The organism is Streptomyces sp. NPDC034043 (assembly GCF_055575675.1).
This window is the reverse complement of sequence record NZ_JBVISF010000003.1, coordinates 466,653-482,702: the sequence shown is the minus strand read 5'-3', so window position 1 is coordinate 482,702 and position 16,050 is coordinate 466,653. Positions and strand designations below refer to the sequence as shown.

Annotated in this window: 15 protein-coding genes and 1 tRNA gene; 2 read left to right on the top strand and 14 right to left on the bottom strand. The window is 71.6% G+C overall.

All coding sequences use genetic code 11. From position 1 onward, the window contains the following. Positions 1-5 precede the first annotated feature (5 nt). The 14 genes from ACZ51S_RS10695 to ACZ51S_RS10630 form a co-directional block, all read right to left on the bottom strand. A complete protein-coding gene (locus ACZ51S_RS10695; RefSeq protein WP_468475218.1) occupies positions 6-1,655 on the bottom strand; it encodes a long-chain fatty acid--CoA ligase in 1,650 nt (549 codons plus the stop codon). A gap of 275 nt (positions 1,656-1,930) precedes the next feature. Beyond that, positions 1,931-2,464, bottom strand: coding sequence for a SigE family RNA polymerase sigma factor (locus ACZ51S_RS10690; protein ID WP_468960511.1), 534 nt, complete (start codon positions 2,462-2,464; stop codon positions 1,931-1,933). A 135-nt stretch (positions 2,465-2,599) separates the two neighbouring features. Beyond that, positions 2,600-3,766 carry a lipid-transfer protein gene (locus ACZ51S_RS10685; protein ID WP_468960509.1) on the bottom strand — a complete coding sequence of 389 codons (1,167 nt, stop codon included), beginning with the start codon at positions 3,764-3,766 and terminating at the stop codon, positions 2,600-2,602. Next, positions 3,763-4,152: a MaoC family dehydratase gene (locus tag ACZ51S_RS10680; protein WP_468801551.1), complete on the bottom strand. Its 390-nt coding sequence runs from the start codon at positions 4,150-4,152 to the stop codon at positions 3,763-3,765. Before ACZ51S_RS10680 ends, ACZ51S_RS10685 begins: the two co-directional genes overlap by 4 nt. Then, positions 4,149-5,183, bottom strand: a complete 1,035-nt coding sequence (locus ACZ51S_RS10675) for an acyl-CoA dehydrogenase family protein (protein ID WP_468960507.1) — start codon at positions 5,181-5,183, stop codon at positions 4,149-4,151. The genes ACZ51S_RS10680 and ACZ51S_RS10675 overlap by 4 nt, the downstream gene beginning before the upstream one ends. Position 5,184: 1 nt before the next feature. Further along, positions 5,185-6,159 carry a bifunctional MaoC family dehydratase N-terminal/OB-fold nucleic acid binding domain-containing protein gene (locus tag ACZ51S_RS10670; RefSeq protein ID WP_468801547.1) on the bottom strand — a complete coding sequence of 325 codons (975 nt, stop codon included), beginning with the start codon at positions 6,157-6,159 and terminating at the stop codon, positions 5,185-5,187. Next, a complete protein-coding gene (locus ACZ51S_RS10665; RefSeq protein WP_468960504.1) occupies positions 6,156-7,307 on the bottom strand; it encodes an acyl-CoA dehydrogenase family protein in 1,152 nt (383 codons plus the stop codon). The genes ACZ51S_RS10670 and ACZ51S_RS10665 overlap by 4 nt, the downstream gene beginning before the upstream one ends. Positions 7,308-7,888: 581 nt before the next feature. Further along, positions 7,889-8,290, bottom strand: coding sequence for a DUF6344 domain-containing protein (locus ACZ51S_RS10660; protein WP_468475211.1), 402 nt, complete (start codon positions 8,288-8,290; stop codon positions 7,889-7,891). A 222-nt stretch (positions 8,291-8,512) separates the two neighbouring features. After that, positions 8,513-8,600 (bottom strand) — tRNA-Ser (locus tag ACZ51S_RS10655). A 60-nt stretch (positions 8,601-8,660) separates the two neighbouring features. Next, positions 8,661-9,638, bottom strand: a complete 978-nt coding sequence (locus tag ACZ51S_RS10650; protein ID WP_468960501.1) for a trypsin-like serine peptidase — start codon at positions 9,636-9,638, stop codon at positions 8,661-8,663. 188 nt (positions 9,639-9,826) lie between these two features. Further along, positions 9,827-10,873 (bottom strand): YeiH family protein, encoded by a 1,047-nt coding sequence (locus tag ACZ51S_RS10645; protein ID WP_468475209.1) that lies wholly within the window; start codon positions 10,871-10,873, stop codon positions 9,827-9,829. Next, complete coding sequence (locus ACZ51S_RS10640) at positions 10,873-11,421, bottom strand: cysteine dioxygenase family protein (RefSeq protein ID WP_388932588.1); 549 nt, start codon at positions 11,419-11,421, stop codon at positions 10,873-10,875. Before ACZ51S_RS10640 ends, ACZ51S_RS10645 begins: the two co-directional genes overlap by 1 nt. A gap of 119 nt (positions 11,422-11,540) precedes the next feature. Next, complete coding sequence (locus ACZ51S_RS10635; RefSeq protein WP_388932591.1) at positions 11,541-12,446, bottom strand: LysR family transcriptional regulator; 906 nt, start codon at positions 12,444-12,446, stop codon at positions 11,541-11,543. Positions 12,447-12,567: 121 nt separating this feature from the next. After that, on the bottom strand, positions 12,568-14,166 hold the full coding sequence (locus ACZ51S_RS10630; RefSeq protein WP_468960498.1) for a S1C family serine protease: 1,599 nt from the start codon (positions 14,164-14,166) through the stop codon (positions 12,568-12,570). Positions 14,167-14,455: 289 nt separating this feature from the next. Here ACZ51S_RS10630 and ACZ51S_RS10625 point away from each other — a divergent pair, with 289 nt between their 5' ends. Beyond that, on the top strand, positions 14,456-15,256 hold the full coding sequence (locus ACZ51S_RS10625) for a glycerophosphodiester phosphodiesterase (RefSeq protein ID WP_468475207.1): 801 nt from the start codon (positions 14,456-14,458) through the stop codon (positions 15,254-15,256). Between the two features lie 138 nt (positions 15,257-15,394). Next, positions 15,395-15,955, top strand: a complete 561-nt coding sequence (locus tag ACZ51S_RS10620) for an ATP-binding protein (RefSeq protein ID WP_468960575.1) — start codon at positions 15,395-15,397, stop codon at positions 15,953-15,955. The last annotated feature ends 95 nt before the right edge of the window (positions 15,956-16,050 follow it).

Here is a 16,050-nt window from a genome sequence, read left to right as displayed (position 1 = left end):
GTCGGCTAGCCGAGCGTGGTGACGTCCAGCTCGCCGTCGGCGTACTGCTTGCGGATCACCTTCTTGTCGAACTTGCCGACGCTCGTCTTCGGCACGGCACCGACGATCGCCCAGCGCTCCGGGAGCTGCCACTTGGCGATCGACTGGGCGAGGAACGCGCGCAGTCCGGCGTAGTCCACGGTGGCGCCGTCCTTGAGGACGACGGTGGCCAGCGGGCGTTCGCCCCACTTCTCGTCCGGGACGGCGACGACCGCCGCCTCGGTCACCTCGGGGTGGGCCATCAGGGCGTTCTCCAGGTCAACGCTCGAAATCCACTCGCCCCCGGACTTGATGACGTCCTTGGCCCGGTCGGTGAGGGTGAGGAAGCCGTCGGGGCTGATCACGCCGACGTCCCCGGTCTTGAGCCAGCCGTCCGCGCTGAACTTGTCCTCGGGACGGTCCGGTTCGCCGGCCGCGCCGCCGTAGTAGGAAGAGGCGATCCAGTTGCCGCGGACTTCCAGCTCGCCGGCGGACTCGCCGTCCCAGGGGAGGTGGTCGCCGTTGGGCCCCACGAGACGGGCCTCGACGCCGGCCGGGAAGCGGCCCTGGGTGACCCGGTACGGCCACTCCTCCTCGGCGCTCAGCCCGGCCGGCGGGTGCGCCATGGTGCCCAGGGGCGAGGTTTCCGTCATGCCCCACGCGTGGCAGAGGCGGACGCCGAGCTTGTCGTAGGCCTCCATCAGCGAGGGCGGACAGGCCGCTCCGCCGATGGTGACCTGCTTCATCGAGGTCAGGTCGCGGGGTCGGGCGGTGACCTCGGCGAGCAGCCCCTGCCAGATGGTGGGGACGGCCGCGGCGTGCGTGGGCTTCTCCCGCTCGATCATCTCGGCGAGCGGGGCCGGCTGGAGGAACCGGTCCGGCATCAGCATGTTGATACCGGTCATGAAGGTGGCGTGCGGCAGTCCCCAGGCATTCACGTGGAACTGCGGGACGACGACCAGCGAGGTGTCCCGGTCGGTGAGGCCCATCGACTCGGCCATGTTGACCTGCATGGAGTGCAGGTAGATGGACCGGTGGGAGTAGACGACGCCCTTGGGATCCCCGGTGGTGCCGGAGGTGTAGCACATGGCCGCGGCCTGGCGCTCGTCCAGCTCGGGCCAGTCGTAGTGCTCGGAGCGGCCCTTCAGGAGTTCCTCGTATTCGTGCACGCGGACGCCGAGGCCGTCGAGGGCGGAGCGGTCGCCGATGCCCGAGACCACGACGTGCTCGACGGTGGGCAGGTGCGGCAGCAGCGGGGCCAGCAGCGGCAGCAGGGTGCCGTTGACGAGCACGACCTTGTCGGCGGCGTGGTTGACGATGAAGACCAGCTGCTCGGGGGGCAGACGCAGATTGAGCGTGTGCAGGACGGCGCCCATGGACGGAATCGCGAAGTAGGCCTCGACGTGTTCCGCGTTGTTCCACATGAGCGTGGCGACGGGGTCGTCCTGCCGGACTCCGAGCTCGTCACGCAGGGCGTTGGCGAGGCGGGTGGCGCGGGCACCGATCTCGGCGAAGCTGCGGCGGTGCGGCTCGGCCTCCCCGGTCCAGGTCGTGACCTGGGACTTCCCGTGGATCGTCATCCCGTGCTGCAGTATGCGGGTGACGAGGAGTGGTACGTCCTGCATGGTGCTCAGCAAAGCGTCCTCCCGGTGAGCGCTGCGGCTCTGCGGCGGCTTTAGGGTGCAGCCGATTCTGCGCACGTACCGGTCGGCATGTCACTACCCGGGAGTACAAACAGGGCGGCCGATCATTGTGACCAACCCCTCCCCAGCCGTTGTTTCACGTGAAACGGTCACGGCTCAGAAGGAAACAGCCAACCGTCTCACGTCAAAAAGCCAGCCGTTTCACGTGAAACACCAACCCCTTTCCATGGGAAAGGCGGTCCGTTTCACGTGAAACAGCGGCCGGAGCTTCAGCGCACCGGAGTGAGTTCGGGGTCCTCACGCAGCTTGACCAGCGCCCGCGAGACCGCGCTCTTGACCGTGCCGACCGAGACACCGAGCATCTCGGCGGTCTGCGCCTCGCTCATGTCCTCGTAGTAGCGCAGGACGACCATGGCCCGCTGTCGGTCGGGCAGCCGGGTCACCGCGCGCCACATCGCGTCGCGCAGCGCCTGCGCCTCCGCGGGGTCGATGCTCTCGAGCGCCTCGCTCTCCGGGATCTCGTCACAGACGAACTCGTCCACCTTGCGCTTGCGCCACTGGGAGGTGCGCGTGTTGACCAGGGCCCGCCGGACATAGCCGTCCAGGGCCCGGTGGTCCTCGATGCGGTCCCAGGCCACATAGGTCTTCGCCAGTGCCGTCTGGAGCAGGTCTTCGGCGTCACAGGGGTTGGCGGTGAGGGAGCGCGCGGTGCGCAGGAGGACGGTGCCACGGGTCCGGACGTACGCCGAGAACGACGGATACGGCGTCGGATTCGAGGCGAGCGTGCACACAGACGTGGTCATGGCTCCACGCTAGAAGCGGCGCGTCCTCCTGGAATCGGCCCCAAGTGCCGAAGCCGGATCCCTCTCAGGTTGTACGGCCAGGCCGCACCCCACCTCCTGAAGGTGGAGGGCCCTGCCCCGCCACCGGGACCGGAGTCAGTTCCCGGTCCCAAGGATCAGGCCGGAGGTCGGCACCCCCGTACCGGCCGTGACCAGTACGTGTTCTGCTCCCAGGAGCTGGTTGACGGAGGTGCCGCGCAGCTGGCGGACGGCTTCGGCGATCCCGTTCATGCCGTGCAGGTACGCCTCCCCGAGCTGCCCCCCGTGAGTGTTGAGGGGTAGCGCTCCTGCCGCCGTGAAGTCGGCGGCCTCCCCCGGGCCGCAGAAGCCGAACGCCTCCAGCTGCATGAGGACGAAGGGGGTGAAGTGGTCGTAGAGGATGCCCACGTCGATGTCCGAGGGCCGCAGCCCGCTGGTGCGCCACAGCTGGCGGCCTACCACGTCCATCTCGGGCAGACCGGTGAGATCGTCGCGGTAGAAGGAGGTCATGGCCTCCTGGCGGCGGCCGGCGCCCTGCGCGGCCGCGGTGATCACCGCGGGCTTCTGGCGCAGGTCACGGGCCCGCTCCGCCGTGGTGACGACGAGGGCCTGACCGCCGTCGGTCTCCTGGCAGCAGTCCAGCAGCCGCAGCGGTTCGACGATCCAGCGCGAGGCCGCGTGGTCGGCGAGGGTGATGGGTCTGCCGTAGAAGTAGGCGGCGGGGTTGTTCGCGGCGTTCTTCCGGCCGGTGACCGCCACGTGGCCGAAGACCTCGGGGGTGAGGCCGTAGGCGTGCAGGTAGCGCTGGGCGGCCATGGCCACCCAGGACGCCGGGGTGAGCAGGCCCCACGGCAGGGACCAGCCGAGGGCCGTGCCCTCCGCCGAGGGTTCGCGCTGCTGGACGCCGGAGCCGAAGCGGCGGCCGGAGCGCTCGTTGAAGGCGCGGTAGCAGACCACGACCTCGGCGACTCCGGTGGTGACGGCGAGAGCGGCCTGCTGGACGGTGGCGCACGCCGCACCGCCGCCGTAGTGGATGCGGGAGAAGAAGGAGAGTTCCCCGATGCCGGCCGCCTGGGCCACGGTGATCTCGGGGCTGGTGTCCATGGTGAAGGTGACCATGCCGTCGACGTCGGCGGGGGTAAGTCCGGCGTCGTCCAGGGCGGCGTGCACCGCCTCGACGGCGAGCTTCAGTTCGCTGCGGCCGGAGTCCTTGGAGAACTCGGTCGCGCCGATGCCGGCGACGGCGGCCCGGCCGCCGAGGTCGTCGCGGGTGCGGACGCTCATGCCCCCGCCCCCAGGCTGACGGTCACGGTGCCGGTGACGTGGTGGCCGATGCGGTTGGCTCCGACGACCCGGATTTCGGCGGTGTCCCCGTCAACGGCGGTGACCGTGCCCGTGAGGGTCATGGTGTCGCCCGGGTAGTTGGGGGCTCCGAGGCGGATGGCGACCCTGCGCAGGACCGCGCGCGGGCCGAGGCGGTCGGTGATGTAGCGGCCGACCAGGCCATTGGTGGTCAGGATGTTCATGAAGATGTCCGGGGACCCCTTCGCGCGGGCGAGCTCCGCGTCGTGGTGCACGTCCTGGTAGTCGCGGGAGGCGATCGCCCCCGCCACGATCAGGGTGCGGGTGACCGGGATCTCCAGCGGCGGCAGCGCGTCGCCGACGTTCATGCGTGTTCCCCCTCGGATATGAGCGCGCCCAGTTCGGCCAGCAGCTCGCTGCCGCAGCCCAGGTAGGCGTCCAGCTGGCGGCCCCACAGGAAGTGCCGGTGGACGGGGTGGTCGAGGTCGGCGCCCATCCCGCCGTGCAGGTGCTGGCCCGCGTGGACGACCCGCTTGCCCGCCTCGGACGCCCACCAGGCCGCCGTGAGCGCGTGCTCGCGGGCCGGGAGGCCCTCGTCGATCCGCCAGGCCGCTTCGTACGCGGTGACCCGGATCGCCTCCGTGTCCATGTGGGCGTCGGCCGCGCGGAGCATGACGCCCTGGTTCGTGGACAGCGGCCGCCCGAACTGCTCACGGGTGGAGGTGTGTTCCGCGGCCCGTGCCAGCGATCCCGCGCAGACCCCCGCCTGGAGTCCGGCGAAGGCGGTGCGGGCCGTGTCCAGTACTCGGCCGTAAGCCTCCGGGCCGCCGAGCCGCTCCGCGCTCACCCCGTCCAGGGTGAGGGCCCCCGCCGACCAGGGCGCGGTCGTCTCCACCGGCCGGGCGGCGACTCCGGGCGCGTCCGTCCGTACGAGCCAGAGAGACCGGCCGGTATCGGGGACCAGCACGTGGGTGGCATCGCGCAACCAGGGGACGACGGGCGTGGTGCCGGTGAGACGGCCCTCGGGGGTGGCGGTGAACCGGCCGCGTTCCGGGAAGGCGCCGGTGGCCACGGCCTCGCCGGAACCGAGTGCGGGCAGCAGCCGGCCCCGCTGTTCGGGGCTGCCGTGCGCGGCCACGGGAAGGACGCCGTACGCGCAGGTGGCGGCGTACGGGACCTGCGCGGTGGTGCGGCCCTGCTCCTCCAGCAGCAGCACCAGGCCGAGGAGGCCGACGTCCTCGACGGCGGCGGTCAGCCCTGCGGAGGTCAGGGCCTTCCACAGCTCGGCGTCGCTGCCGGTGCCGGCGGCGGCGAGGCGGTCGTGGGTGGCCAGGTCGCCGAAGATCCTCGCGGCCAGACCGGCCGCGGCGGCCTGTTCCTCGGTGGGGTGGAAGTCCATGTCAGCCGGCCTCTCCGCGGAAGACGGGCAGTTCGAGCGAGTCGTCGACGCGCAGGAACTCCAGCTGGACGGGCAGGCCGATGCGGACCTTGTCGTAGGGAACGCCGGTGATGTTGCTGATCATGCGGACGCCCTCGGCCAGCTCGACCAGGGCGACCGCGTACGGGCCCCCCGCGTCGGCGGGATCCTCGTGCGCGGTGAAGGCGGGGAAGGGCGGGTGGTGCATGACCACGTACGAGAAGACCGTGCCGGCACCGCTCGCCTCGACGGTGTCCCAGTCGGGGGAGGAGCAGGCGTTGCAGCCGGGCAGCCAGGGAAAGCGCGGGGTCGCGCAGGCGGTGCAGCGCTGGATCAGCAGTTTGTGCTCGCGGACCCCGTCCCAGAAGCCCTGGTTGTCGCGGTTGATCACGGGGCGCGGGCGGGACGGGGCCCCCGAATGGCCGCGTTCCGGGAGGGGCCGGGCCTCGCGGCCGCGTTCCGGCCCGGCCGCCGGGGCGTATTTCAGGATGCGGAAGCGGTGGATGCCGGCGGGTTCGCCGTTCGCGCGGACGACCATCCGGGTCGTCACGAAGTGGCCGGTGCCCAGCTTGGTCTTCTTGCGCGGCGAGACCGACTCGATCACGGCGTCGAAGGTCACCTCGTCGCCCGGGCGCAGCGGGCGCAGGTACTCCTGCTCGCAGTCGGTGGCGACCACGGAGGTGCAGCCGTGGCCGTCGAGGAGGGCGAGCAGCTCGTCGTAGGCGGAGGAGCGGTCGATGTGGCCGGAGAGGCCCCCCATCGTCCAGGCCTGGAGCATGGTGGGCGGGGCGATGGCGTCCGGTCCGGTGTAGGCGGGACTGGTGTCGCCCATCGCCTCGCACCAGTGGCGGATCATCGCCTCGTTGACGGCGTCCTTGCCCCGGCCGGCGGTGGCGGCGGGCCGCCCCTCGAAGGCTCTGAGCCGCTCGTGGAACCGGTCGCTCTCCCCGCCGGTCATCGCTTCCTCCCCTTCATTCCGAGCCTCATCGTGGCGACGATCTCCCGCTGTACCTCGCTGACCCCGCCGCCGAAGGTGTTGATCTGGGCGGCCCGGTTCATCCGCTCAAGCTCGCCGCCGGCGAAGGCCTGCGGGCCGCGTACGAGGGCCTCCTCGCCCACCGCCTCCTGGCAGATCCGGTACACCTCGACGGTGGACTCGGTGCCGAGGAACTTCACTCCGCTGGCGTCGCCCGGGGCGAGGGTGCCCGCTGCGACGTCCTGGACGAGGCGCCAGTTGAGGAGGCGTACGGCGGCCAGCCGGGCGTGTGCCTCGGCGAGCCGGGACCGCACCCAGGGGTGGTCGGCCGGGCGCTCGCCGGTGGCGGGGTCCCGGGTGCGGGCGTGGCGCAGGGCCTGCTCGTAGAAGTCCTCGGCCTGCATGCCGATGGCGGCGAGGGCGACCCGTTCGTGGTTGAGCTGGTTGGTGATCAGGCTCCAGCCGCCGTGTTCGGGGCCGACGAGGTTGCCTTCGGGGACCCGGATGCCGTCGTAGTACGTCGCCGTGGTAGTGAGGCCGCCGACGGTTTCGATCGGGGTCCAGGCGAAGCCGGGGCTGTCGGTGGGCATCAGGATGATCGATATGCCCTTGTGCTTGGGGGCCTGTGGGTCGGTGCGGCAGGCCAGCCAGATCCAGTCGGCGTTCTGGGCGTTCGAGGTGAAGATCTTCTGTCCGTCGATCACCCATTCGCCGCCGTCGCGGACGGCCCTGGTGCGCAGTGCGGCCAGGTCGGTGCCGGCCTCGGGCTCCGAGTAGCCGATGGCGAAGACGGTCTCGCCGCGCAGGATCCGGGGCAGGAAGTAGTCCTTCTGGTGCTGGGTCCCGTACTTCATGAGGGTGGGGCCGACGGTGTTGAGGGTGACCATGGAGACGGGGGCGCCGGCCCGGTAGGCCTCGTCGAAGAAGACGAACTGCTCGTCGGGACCGCGGCCTTGGCCTCCGTACTCGACGGGCCAGCCGAGGCCGAGCAGCCCGTCGGTGCCGATGCGGCGCAGCAGTGCGCGCCGGGCGGCCGGGTCTTCGGGCACTCCGCCGGGAAGCAGGTTCCGGAAGTACGCGCGCAGTTCGGCGCGCAGTCGTGCCTGGCCTTCGGACGGGGCGAGGTGCACGGCGCTGGCCTCCCGGCATCACATCGGACGAATAAAACTGACTGTCCGTCAGATTTACCGTGGATGTCAAGGTCGCGACAGCCGGCGGGCGGGAACGCGCGAGGGCACCCGCACTACCGGACCCCAGCCGGTTGTCCCCGAACGAGCCGTGGTCGGCCGCGGGCGACCCCGCCGAGGAGGCCGACGGCGAGGGGGAGCGAGGCGGCGGCGGCAATGAGGCGGGCGGTACGGATGCTCGCCATGTCTGTGTTCCTCCAGGAAACCGAAGTCGGCTGCAATTCACGGCAGATGGCCGACCGCCCCGGCCGTTCGTGCTGCCGACGACGTCGCGAGTCCAGACCGGCCCGCCGCGGGCATGCCGAAAAGGGCCGCTCCGTCCGGGAACCCCACCGTCTCCCGGCCCTGCGGCCCTGCTTTACCAGCCTTCATACCCCCGCACGCCCCGGCCGACCGCCGGTGCGACCCCTGCGCCCCACTCCCGGAGGCGCTGCGCGGCGCGCCCGCGCCGCATCCTGCCGTTTCCTCTGATCCTGCCGTTCCCACTGATCCTGCTGCGCGGCAGCTCCTGCTGCCGCTCCCCGCTAGGCGGCGAGGGAGAGCCGACTCCGGCCAGCGGCGGGAACGGGGGCCGCGACGGTGACGGCGGCAGCGTCCGGAGCGAGGGCCGGGGCAGCGGCGGGGACGGCATCGGCGGCGAGGGACGCGGCGGTGGTCGAGCGCCGGACGGACGGGGCCTTGCCGTGGGCCTCGGCCCGGATCCGCTGCTTGATCGTCGGCGGGAGCGAACCACCCCGCATCATCGCCCGCCACGTCCGCCGCGCCACCACGCCCGGCCGCCGGCGCACCACCGGAGCCACGGGGGCGGCGACCGCTTCACCGGCGGCGACCCGCGCCGCCTTCCCACCGAGACCGAGTGCGGCCAGGAGCGCCACGAGCGCGGCGAGGACGGTGGTCCAGATCGAGGCGATGCTGCGGTGCGTCATGACGGGCCCTCCATTGCGGGATGTTCCGACGGGCGGATCTGCATACATTCGTCATGATGTGGCCGCAACCGCACGACCCCCACCACGCGCGCCGATCTTCCGACAAACACCACCCGGAAGGCCCAGGGGCGACCGCCCCGCCCTGACGGGGACAGCACCTCACACAGAAGGGGCGCCCCGGAATTGGGACGCCCCTTCTTGGTCAGCGCGTGCGCTGACCTGTGGCGGTGGGTGTGGGATTTGAACCCACGGTGACTCGCGCCACGACGGTTTTCAAGACCGTTCCCTTAGGCCGCTCGGGCAACCCACCTGGCCGGTACAGAGTACCGGGATGTGGGGGTGGGTGGGGTGGGTGTTCCGGGCGGCCGGGTCAGGAGGTCTGGGCCTTGTCGTAGGCCGCCTTCGCCTCGTTGCCGAAGTAGGGCCCGAACATCGTGTTCGGCAGGAAGGTGTAGCCGAAGCTGTTCACCGAGACCTGGGTGCCGAGGCCCGTGGACTCGTTGAAGTCCTGGAACCAGGGGCCGCCGCTGGAGCCGCCCGTCATGTTGCACGCCATGCTGTGGTCCTTGGTCAGCAGGAAGTCCTTGCCCGTGCTGGCGCTGCAGTAGACGAGCTTGGTGCCGTCGTAGGGGGCGGCCGCGGGGAAGCCGAAGGAGTACATCCGCTTGTTGTAGCCGCCGTTGAACAGAAGGCCCTGGGCGCCGACGACCTGGCTGAGCTTCTGGCCGTTCAGGGGGGCGACGACGGCGAGGCCGACGTCCATGTTCATGTCCTCGTTCGCCGCCCACTGGTCGGTGGCGAAGGTCTTGGTCGCCGACCACTGGCCGTACGGGGCGTTGCCGTTGTCGTACGCCGGCACGAAGATCCAGTTGGTGTGCCAGGCCCCCTGGTACTTCACGCAGTGGCCTGCGGTGATCACGGTGCTGCCGTTCTGGCTGGTGATCGAGTCGCCGGAGCAGGAACCCGTGCGGCCCTGGAAGGTGAAGAACACCCGGCCCGAGGTCTTCACCACGGCCCCGCCGCCCGTCCAGGCGCCGCCGGGCTGCGGGAACGCCATGACGGACGTGGGTGAGGTCGGGGGTATCCGGGTCGGGAGGGCCGTCGTCATGGGCGCCGTCGTCGCGGGGGCCTTTGCCGTGGGCGCCGTACGCGCCCCGCCCGGGGCCGCCGTCAGGTCGAGCGGGGTGGCCTGACGCATCCGCTCGGCGGTCCAGAAGCCGGGGGTCTGCACGGGCCGGTACGAAGAGGGCGACTCGGCGGCCGCCGAGGGGGAGGCCGCCGTCAGGGCGCCCGCGAGCAGGGCGCCCGCGGCGAGGAGGACGGATGACGCCGTGCGATGACGATTCACGCAGACTCCTTCTGCCGTGCCCGTGCCGGAGCGGCCCGGGCAGGGGTGGGGGTGAAGAGCTGTCGGTGCGGATCGGCTGTTCGACTTGCGGGGGCAGGGTCGCACGGGTTCCCGGAGATGTCAGCGGGCAGTCCGGACGTTCGGTCGGTTCCGGCCACGAAATGGCCAACTCACCCTGCATCCATCCGTCATGTGGTGGCGAGGACCCCCGCGTACGAGACCCCCGCCACGACCACCCAGGCCCCGAGCCCGAGCACTGCGGCGCGCCCGCCGGTACGGGCCAGGGTCGGCAGGTGGACCGCGCTGCCCAGCCCGAACAGGGCCGCCGCCAGCAGGGCCTCCTGCGCCGTGTGGGCCCAGTCCAGCGCCGCGCCTGGCAGCAGGCCCGTCGCGCGCAGTGCGGCCGCCGCCAGGAACCCGGCGACGAACAGCGGCACCGGAGCCGGACGCCGCCCCGAGGACGTGCGTACGCCGCGCCGCCGGGCCCGCATCGAGAAGGCCACCGCCGCCACCAGTGGGGCGAGCAGGGCCACCCGCATCAGCTTGACCAGCACCGCCTCGCCGAGCGCGCCGGGACCCGCGGTCTGGGCCGTCGCCACCACCTGGCCGACATCGTGGACGCTCGCCCCCACCCATCGCCCGAAGGCCAGCTCGGAAAGCCCCAAGGGGCCTTGGAGGAGCGGGAGTACCGCGATCGCCAGCGTCCCGCACAGGGTGACCAGCGCTACGGAGGCCGCCACGTCCTCCTCGTCGCTGCCGGACACCTCGCTCACCGCGCCGATGGCCGAGGCCCCGCAGATCGAGTACCCGGTGGCGATCAGCAGGGGCTGGTCCCCAGGGAGCCCCAGGCGGCGGCCGAGCCAGACCGTGCCGAAGAAGGTGGCGGCCACCACCGCGCACACCATGGCCACCGTCGACCAGCCCAGCCGCAGCACCTGGTCCAGGCCCAGACCGAGGCCCAGCAGGACGATGCCGATCCGCATCAGCCGCCGGCCGGCCAGGGACAGGCCCGGGCGGGCCGGTCCGCGCACGACGGTCCGTACGCCGGGAAGGTGGGCCACCGCGATCCCGAGCACCACCGAGACGGTCAGCATCGGCACGCCGGGGAGCAACTGGTGCACACCCCATGCCACCAGCACACCGGCTGCGGCCATCCCCAACCCAGGCCAAGGGGTGGGCGTTTCACGTGAAACATGGCGGACCGCCTCGCTCTGGGGGCGGTGGAGGAGGGCCATCAGTCGACGGGGAGCGTGTAGACGCGCCGGATGCTGCTGCCCAGGCGGGAGACGTCGGCACCGTAGACGTGGATGGATATCGCCTTGTCGGTACAGGAGTTGCGCACCTTGTGGATGTCCCCGGGCGGCGCGAAGCCGCAGACCTCACCCTGGGCGTTGACCACGTCCTCGGTGGCCACCAGCCGGGCGGCGTCCGCGCCGGGCGCGAGCCGGTAGCGGCGCTCGCTCTCCTCGCCCTGGTGCACACCGGCCACGCACCACGAGACGTGGTCGTGGATACAGGTCTCCTGGCCGGGCATCCAGACCAGGGCCACGACCGAGAAGCTGCCGTCGGGCTCGGCGTGCAGGATGTGCTGCCGGTAGCGCTCCGGGTCGCCCTCCTGCTGCTCGGCGGTCAGCAGGTCGGCCGTACCCAGGTGCGGGGCGAGCCGCTCACCGACCAGGTAGGCGGTCAGGTCGGGGGCCAGACCCCGGTCGACGACGCTGCGGATCTCACTGACGAGGGCGGCCATCCTCGTGGTCGTGCGGGCCGGCGTGGTGGTGGTCATACAAGCAGCGTCCGTCGGCGCATCCATCACGTCCAACGACAGTTATGACCTGAAATCCCAAGCAGAGCTTATGGATCCGGCGGACGAAGATCCTCGGGTCAGGGCGGGGAGTCGTCGGGTCAGCAGCCGACGCGGTTGGACGCGGCTCTCTTCAGCTCGTCGAGCACCACCGCCGTAGCCGGTATCCGCAGGTGGTCGCGGTAGACGTACGCGGCGATGTGGCGGCGGGCGGCCGGCTCCAGCACCCGCCCGCAGACCCGGCTGAGGGAGAGGGAGGGGAGCACCAGGGCGGGCATCATCGCCACGCCCAGCCCCTGTGCGACCAGGCTCTGGACCACCAGGTTGTCGTCGGTCGCGAAGCGGATGTCCGGTACGAATCCCAGCTCGGCGCACTCGTGCAGCAGGTTCGCGCGGCAGCGCGGACAGCCCGCGATCCACCGCTCCTCGGCGAGGTCGGCGAGGTGAACGGCCCGGCGGCGGGCGAGCGGGTGGCCCGTCGGCAGCAGCACCGTGAGCTGGTCCTCCAGCAGCCTGACCTCGGCGACCTCCTCCGGGATCTCCTCGTGCAGGCCGGGATAGGTGAAGGCCAGGGTGATGTCGCACTCGCCCCGCTGGAGTCGGCGCAGGGACTCCGGGGGCTCCCCTTCCAGCAGCTCGACCTGGACGCCGGGATGGTCCTTGGCAAGGCCGCTGAGGGCTTCCGGGACGAGAGTGACGTTGGCGCTGGGAAATCCGCAGACCCGCACCCGGCCGGTGCGCAGCCGCGTGTACGCCTTCAGCTGGGCCTCGGCGGCGGAGAGGCTGCCGAGGATGGACTCGGCGTGGCGGGCCAGGGACTCACCGGCCTCGGTGAGCTTCATCCGGCGGCCGACACGGGTGAACAGGGGGGTGCCGACGGCGCGTTCGAGCGCCTTCATCTGCTGGGTGATCGCGGGCTGGGTGTAGCCCAGGACGCGAGCGGCCGCCGAGTACGAGCCCGCGGCGACCACTTCATGGAATGTCCGTATGTGCCGTGAATCGAACACGAGCGAAGCATAAGCAGATATTGGGAGGGGCCGTAGGCGGAATCCCGCCCACGGCCCCTCCCATCAAGCCACTGTCGAGCGGCTCCTCACCGCTTCGTCCGCTCGTCCGCGCTGCTCGCGGCTACTTGTCGCCGACGCGCGAGCCGAGCGTGATGTCGACCGTGGTCGGCTTGCCGGCGCGCAGGTAGGTCAGCTTCACCGTGTCGCCCGGCTTGTACGTCCAGATCAGACTGATCAGGGTCCGGCCGCTGTCGACCGGCCTGCCGCCGAACTCGGTGATGATGTCGCCGGGCTTCAGGCCCGCCTTGCCGGCCGGGCCGTTGGGGTCGACCAGCTCGTTCGGGGGCGCGCCCTGCTCGGAGATCTTGGCGCCGTCCACCTTGGACTGGAGGTCCACGGAGACGGAGATCACCGGGTAGACCGGCTTGCCCGTCTTAATCAGGGACTCCGCGACGTTCTTGGCCTGGTTGATGGGGATGGCGAAGCCGAGCCCGATGGAACCGGCCTGGCCGCCGCCGAATCCGCCGTTCCCGGCGGACTGGATCGCCGAGTTGATGCCGATGACCGCGCCGCGGCCGTCGAGCAGCGGCCCGCCGGAGTTGCCCGGGTTGATGGAGGCGTCCGTCTGCAGGGCGCTCATGTACGAGCTCTTGCCGCCGGAGCCGTCACCGGAGGCCACCGGGCGGTTCTTGGCGCTGACGATGCCGGTGGTGACCGTGTTCGACAGACCGAAGGGGGCGCCGATCGCGATCGTGGGGTCGCCGACCGCGACCTTGTCGGAGTCCCCCAGCGGCAGCGGCTTGAGGCCCGCGGGCGGGTTCTTCAGCTTGAGCACGGCCACGTCGTAGCCCTCGGCCCGGCCCATCACCTCGGCCTCGTACTTCTTGCCGTCGGAGAAGGTCGCGGACAGCTTGCCGCCGTTCGCGGCGGAGGCCACCACGTGGTTGTTGGTGAGGATGTGGCCCTGCTGGTCGTAGACGAAGCCGGTGCCCGTCCCGCCTTCGCCGTCGCCGGCCGAGGCCTCGATGGTGACGACGCTGGGCAGGGCGTTCGCGGCGAGACCCGCGACGGAGCCGGCGTCGCGCTTGAGGTCCTTCGGGGTGTTGCCCGCGGTGATGGTCGTGGAGCCGAAGCCGCCGCTGTCGTTCCGCTCGGCCGCCCAGTAGCCGACGCCGCCGCCGACGCCCCCCGCGAGGAGGGCCGCCGCCAGGACGGCCGCGACGAGGCCGCCCTTGCCCTTCCGCTTGGGCGGCGGGGTGCCGTCGGTGGTGAGCGGGGCGCCCCAGGCGCCGCCGCCGTGACCGCCGTGACCGCCGGTCGCGCCGTACGCGGGGACCGCGGGCGGCGGCGGGGGCCAGGCTTCGGCGCCGTACGCCGTCTGAGCGGCGGGGGCCTGGGCCGGCGGGTGCCCGTAGCCGTAGGCGGGGGGCGCGGAAGGCGGCGCCGCCGGGGTGGGCGGCAGCTGCTGGGTGTGCTCGACACCCGGCGCGGGGGCCGGGGCCGGGGCCTCCGGGGGCCGGCCGGGCGCACCCTCCGTGGCCACCGCGGCGGCCACGGGCGCGGCCGGGGCGGCGGGAGCCTCGGGCGCGGCCGGGGCGGCGGGAGCCTCGGGCGCGGCCGGGGCCTTCGCCAGGTCGGGGGTGGAGGCGGCCGGCGCGGGGGGTACGGACGGGGCCGCGGGGGGTGTCGGGGCCGCGGTGCCCTCGTTCTCGGTGCTCACAGCGCTCTCTCCTCGTCACACACGGCTTGCAGGCTTACACGGCTGCACAGGCTCTGGGCGTCTCAGGCTCTGGTCATATCAGGCGAAACCGGCCCGACGCCCACCTGGCATCGGTCCGACTGAACGTTCGAGGTGCCGTACAAGTTCCAGAGTGAAGCCTTTCCCATGACCCGTCAGGGCACTGTAAGCCGGACCTGTGCATCTCCCTCCATCCTTTATATCCGACATATCAGACGCACCCCCAGGACTCACCCCGACGCCGGAGGCTCCTCGGTGGCACCATGACCGGGTGACCCACGCATTGCCGAGCCCCATCCAGGTCGTCGCCCACCGCGGCGCCTCGGAGGACGCCCCCGAGCACACCCTGGCCGCGTACCGGAAGGCCATCGAGGACGGTGCCGACGCCCTCGAATGCGACATCCGGCTGACCGCCGACGGACACCTGGTCCTGGTCCACGACCGCCGCGTGAACCGCACCTCCAACGGCCGTGGCGCCGTATCCGCCCTGGAGCTCGCCGATCTCGCCGCACTCGACTTCGGCTCCTGGAAGGACCGCGAGGAGTCCCCCGACTGGGACGCCGACCCCGAGCGCACCTCCGTGCTCACCCTGGAGCGGCTGCTGGAGCTGGTGGCCGACGCCGGCCGGCCCGTCCAGCTCGCGATCGAGACGAAGCACCCCACCCGGTGGGCCGGACAGGTGGAGGAACGCCTCCTCTTCCTCCTCAAGCGCTTCGGACTGGACGCCCCGCCCGCCGAGGGCCCGCACCCGGTCCGGGTCATGAGCTTCTCCGCCCGCTCCCTGCACCGGGTCCGCGCGGCCGTGCCGACGGTGCCGACCGTGTACCTGATGCAGTTCGTCTCGCCGCGGATGCGCGACGGGCGGCTGCCCGCCGGGGTGCGGATCGCCGGCCCGGCCATGCGGATCGTCCGCAACCACCCCGGCTTCATCCGCAAGCTCCAGGCCGCCGGGCACTCCGTACACGTATGGACAGTGAACGCTCCTGAAGATGTTCAGCTATGCGCTGATCTGGGTGTAGAAGCGATCATCACGAACAGGCCACGCCAGGTTCTGTCACAACTCGGGCGCTGACGTCCCGATTTGCCCACCTGTCACACCCGTCCCGGGCGTGACAGGGAGTGCACCGGCGCATCCGCTCCGCATCCGACGGTCACGAATGCGTCAGGACGGGGTCAGAGGGCCTCCTCACGGCGGTTTCCGGTCCAGGCCATTGGGGCATCCAGACCATGGCGTGGGGCTAAGGAGGTTCCGGGGGTGGCGTTGGTGATGGCACAGGAAGTGCCCACGTCGTCGTGCATGGACATACGCCATGGTCCTGCGGGCGTGGGTGAGGCGAGACACCGGATGCGCGAACAACTGCGCATGAGCGGCCTTTCCGAATCGGTCGTGGACGATGCCGAACTGATCCTTTCCGAACTGCTCAGCAACGCCTGCCGGCACGGCAGGCCGCTGGGCCGGCGCGAGATCGGAGACGGGGAAATACGCGCCGCGTGGCGCGTCGACACGGCGGGGCGGCTGACGGTCGAGGTCACGGACGGCGGCGGCCCCACCCGCCCGATTCCGGCCACGCCTTCGGTCACCGCGCACGGCGGCCGGGGGCTGAACATCATCAGCGCCCTGGCCCAGGACTGGGGTGTCCGGGACGGAGCGGCGGGTGAGGTCACCGTATGGGTGATCGTCGCCCGGGGGCCCCGGCACGAGGATTTCGCTACGCGCGTCACCGCCCCGGCGATGAACTTCGCATCGGCCTTCGACGATCTGGATCCGTGAAGCGGATCCCCGGCGGCCGTCCGGGAGCGCACGCCGACCGTGCTCCCGGCCGCACCCCACCGGTTCCGGCGGTACGAACGGCTAGGCTCGCGCCC

What these genes read in the sequence shown, in the direction of transcription:
- ACZ51S_RS10675 (WP_468960507.1), bottom strand. Translation starts at nt 5,183, where the DNA reads ATGGACTTCCACCCCACCGAGGAACAGGCCGCCGCGGCCGGTCTGGCC.
- ACZ51S_RS10640 (WP_388932588.1), bottom strand. Translation starts at nt 11,421, where the DNA reads ATGACCACCACCACGCCGGCCCGCACGACCACGAGGATGGCCGCCCTC.
- ACZ51S_RS10685 (WP_468960509.1), bottom strand. Translation starts at nt 3,766, where the DNA reads ATGAGCGTCCGCACCCGCGACGACCTCGGCGGCCGGGCCGCCGTCGCC.
- ACZ51S_RS10645 (WP_468475209.1), bottom strand. Translation starts at nt 10,873, where the DNA reads ATGGCCCTCCTCCACCGCCCCCAGAGCGAGGCGGTCCGCCATGTTTCA.
- ACZ51S_RS10690 (WP_468960511.1), bottom strand. Translation starts at nt 2,464, where the DNA reads ATGACCACGTCTGTGTGCACGCTCGCCTCGAATCCGACGCCGTATCCG.
- ACZ51S_RS10670 (WP_468801547.1), bottom strand. Translation starts at nt 6,159, where the DNA reads ATGACCGGCGGGGAGAGCGACCGGTTCCACGAGCGGCTCAGAGCCTTC.
- ACZ51S_RS10680 (WP_468801551.1), bottom strand. Translation starts at nt 4,152, where the DNA reads ATGAACGTCGGCGACGCGCTGCCGCCGCTGGAGATCCCGGTCACCCGC.
- ACZ51S_RS10660 (WP_468475211.1), bottom strand. Translation starts at nt 8,290, where the DNA reads ATGACGCACCGCAGCATCGCCTCGATCTGGACCACCGTCCTCGCCGCG.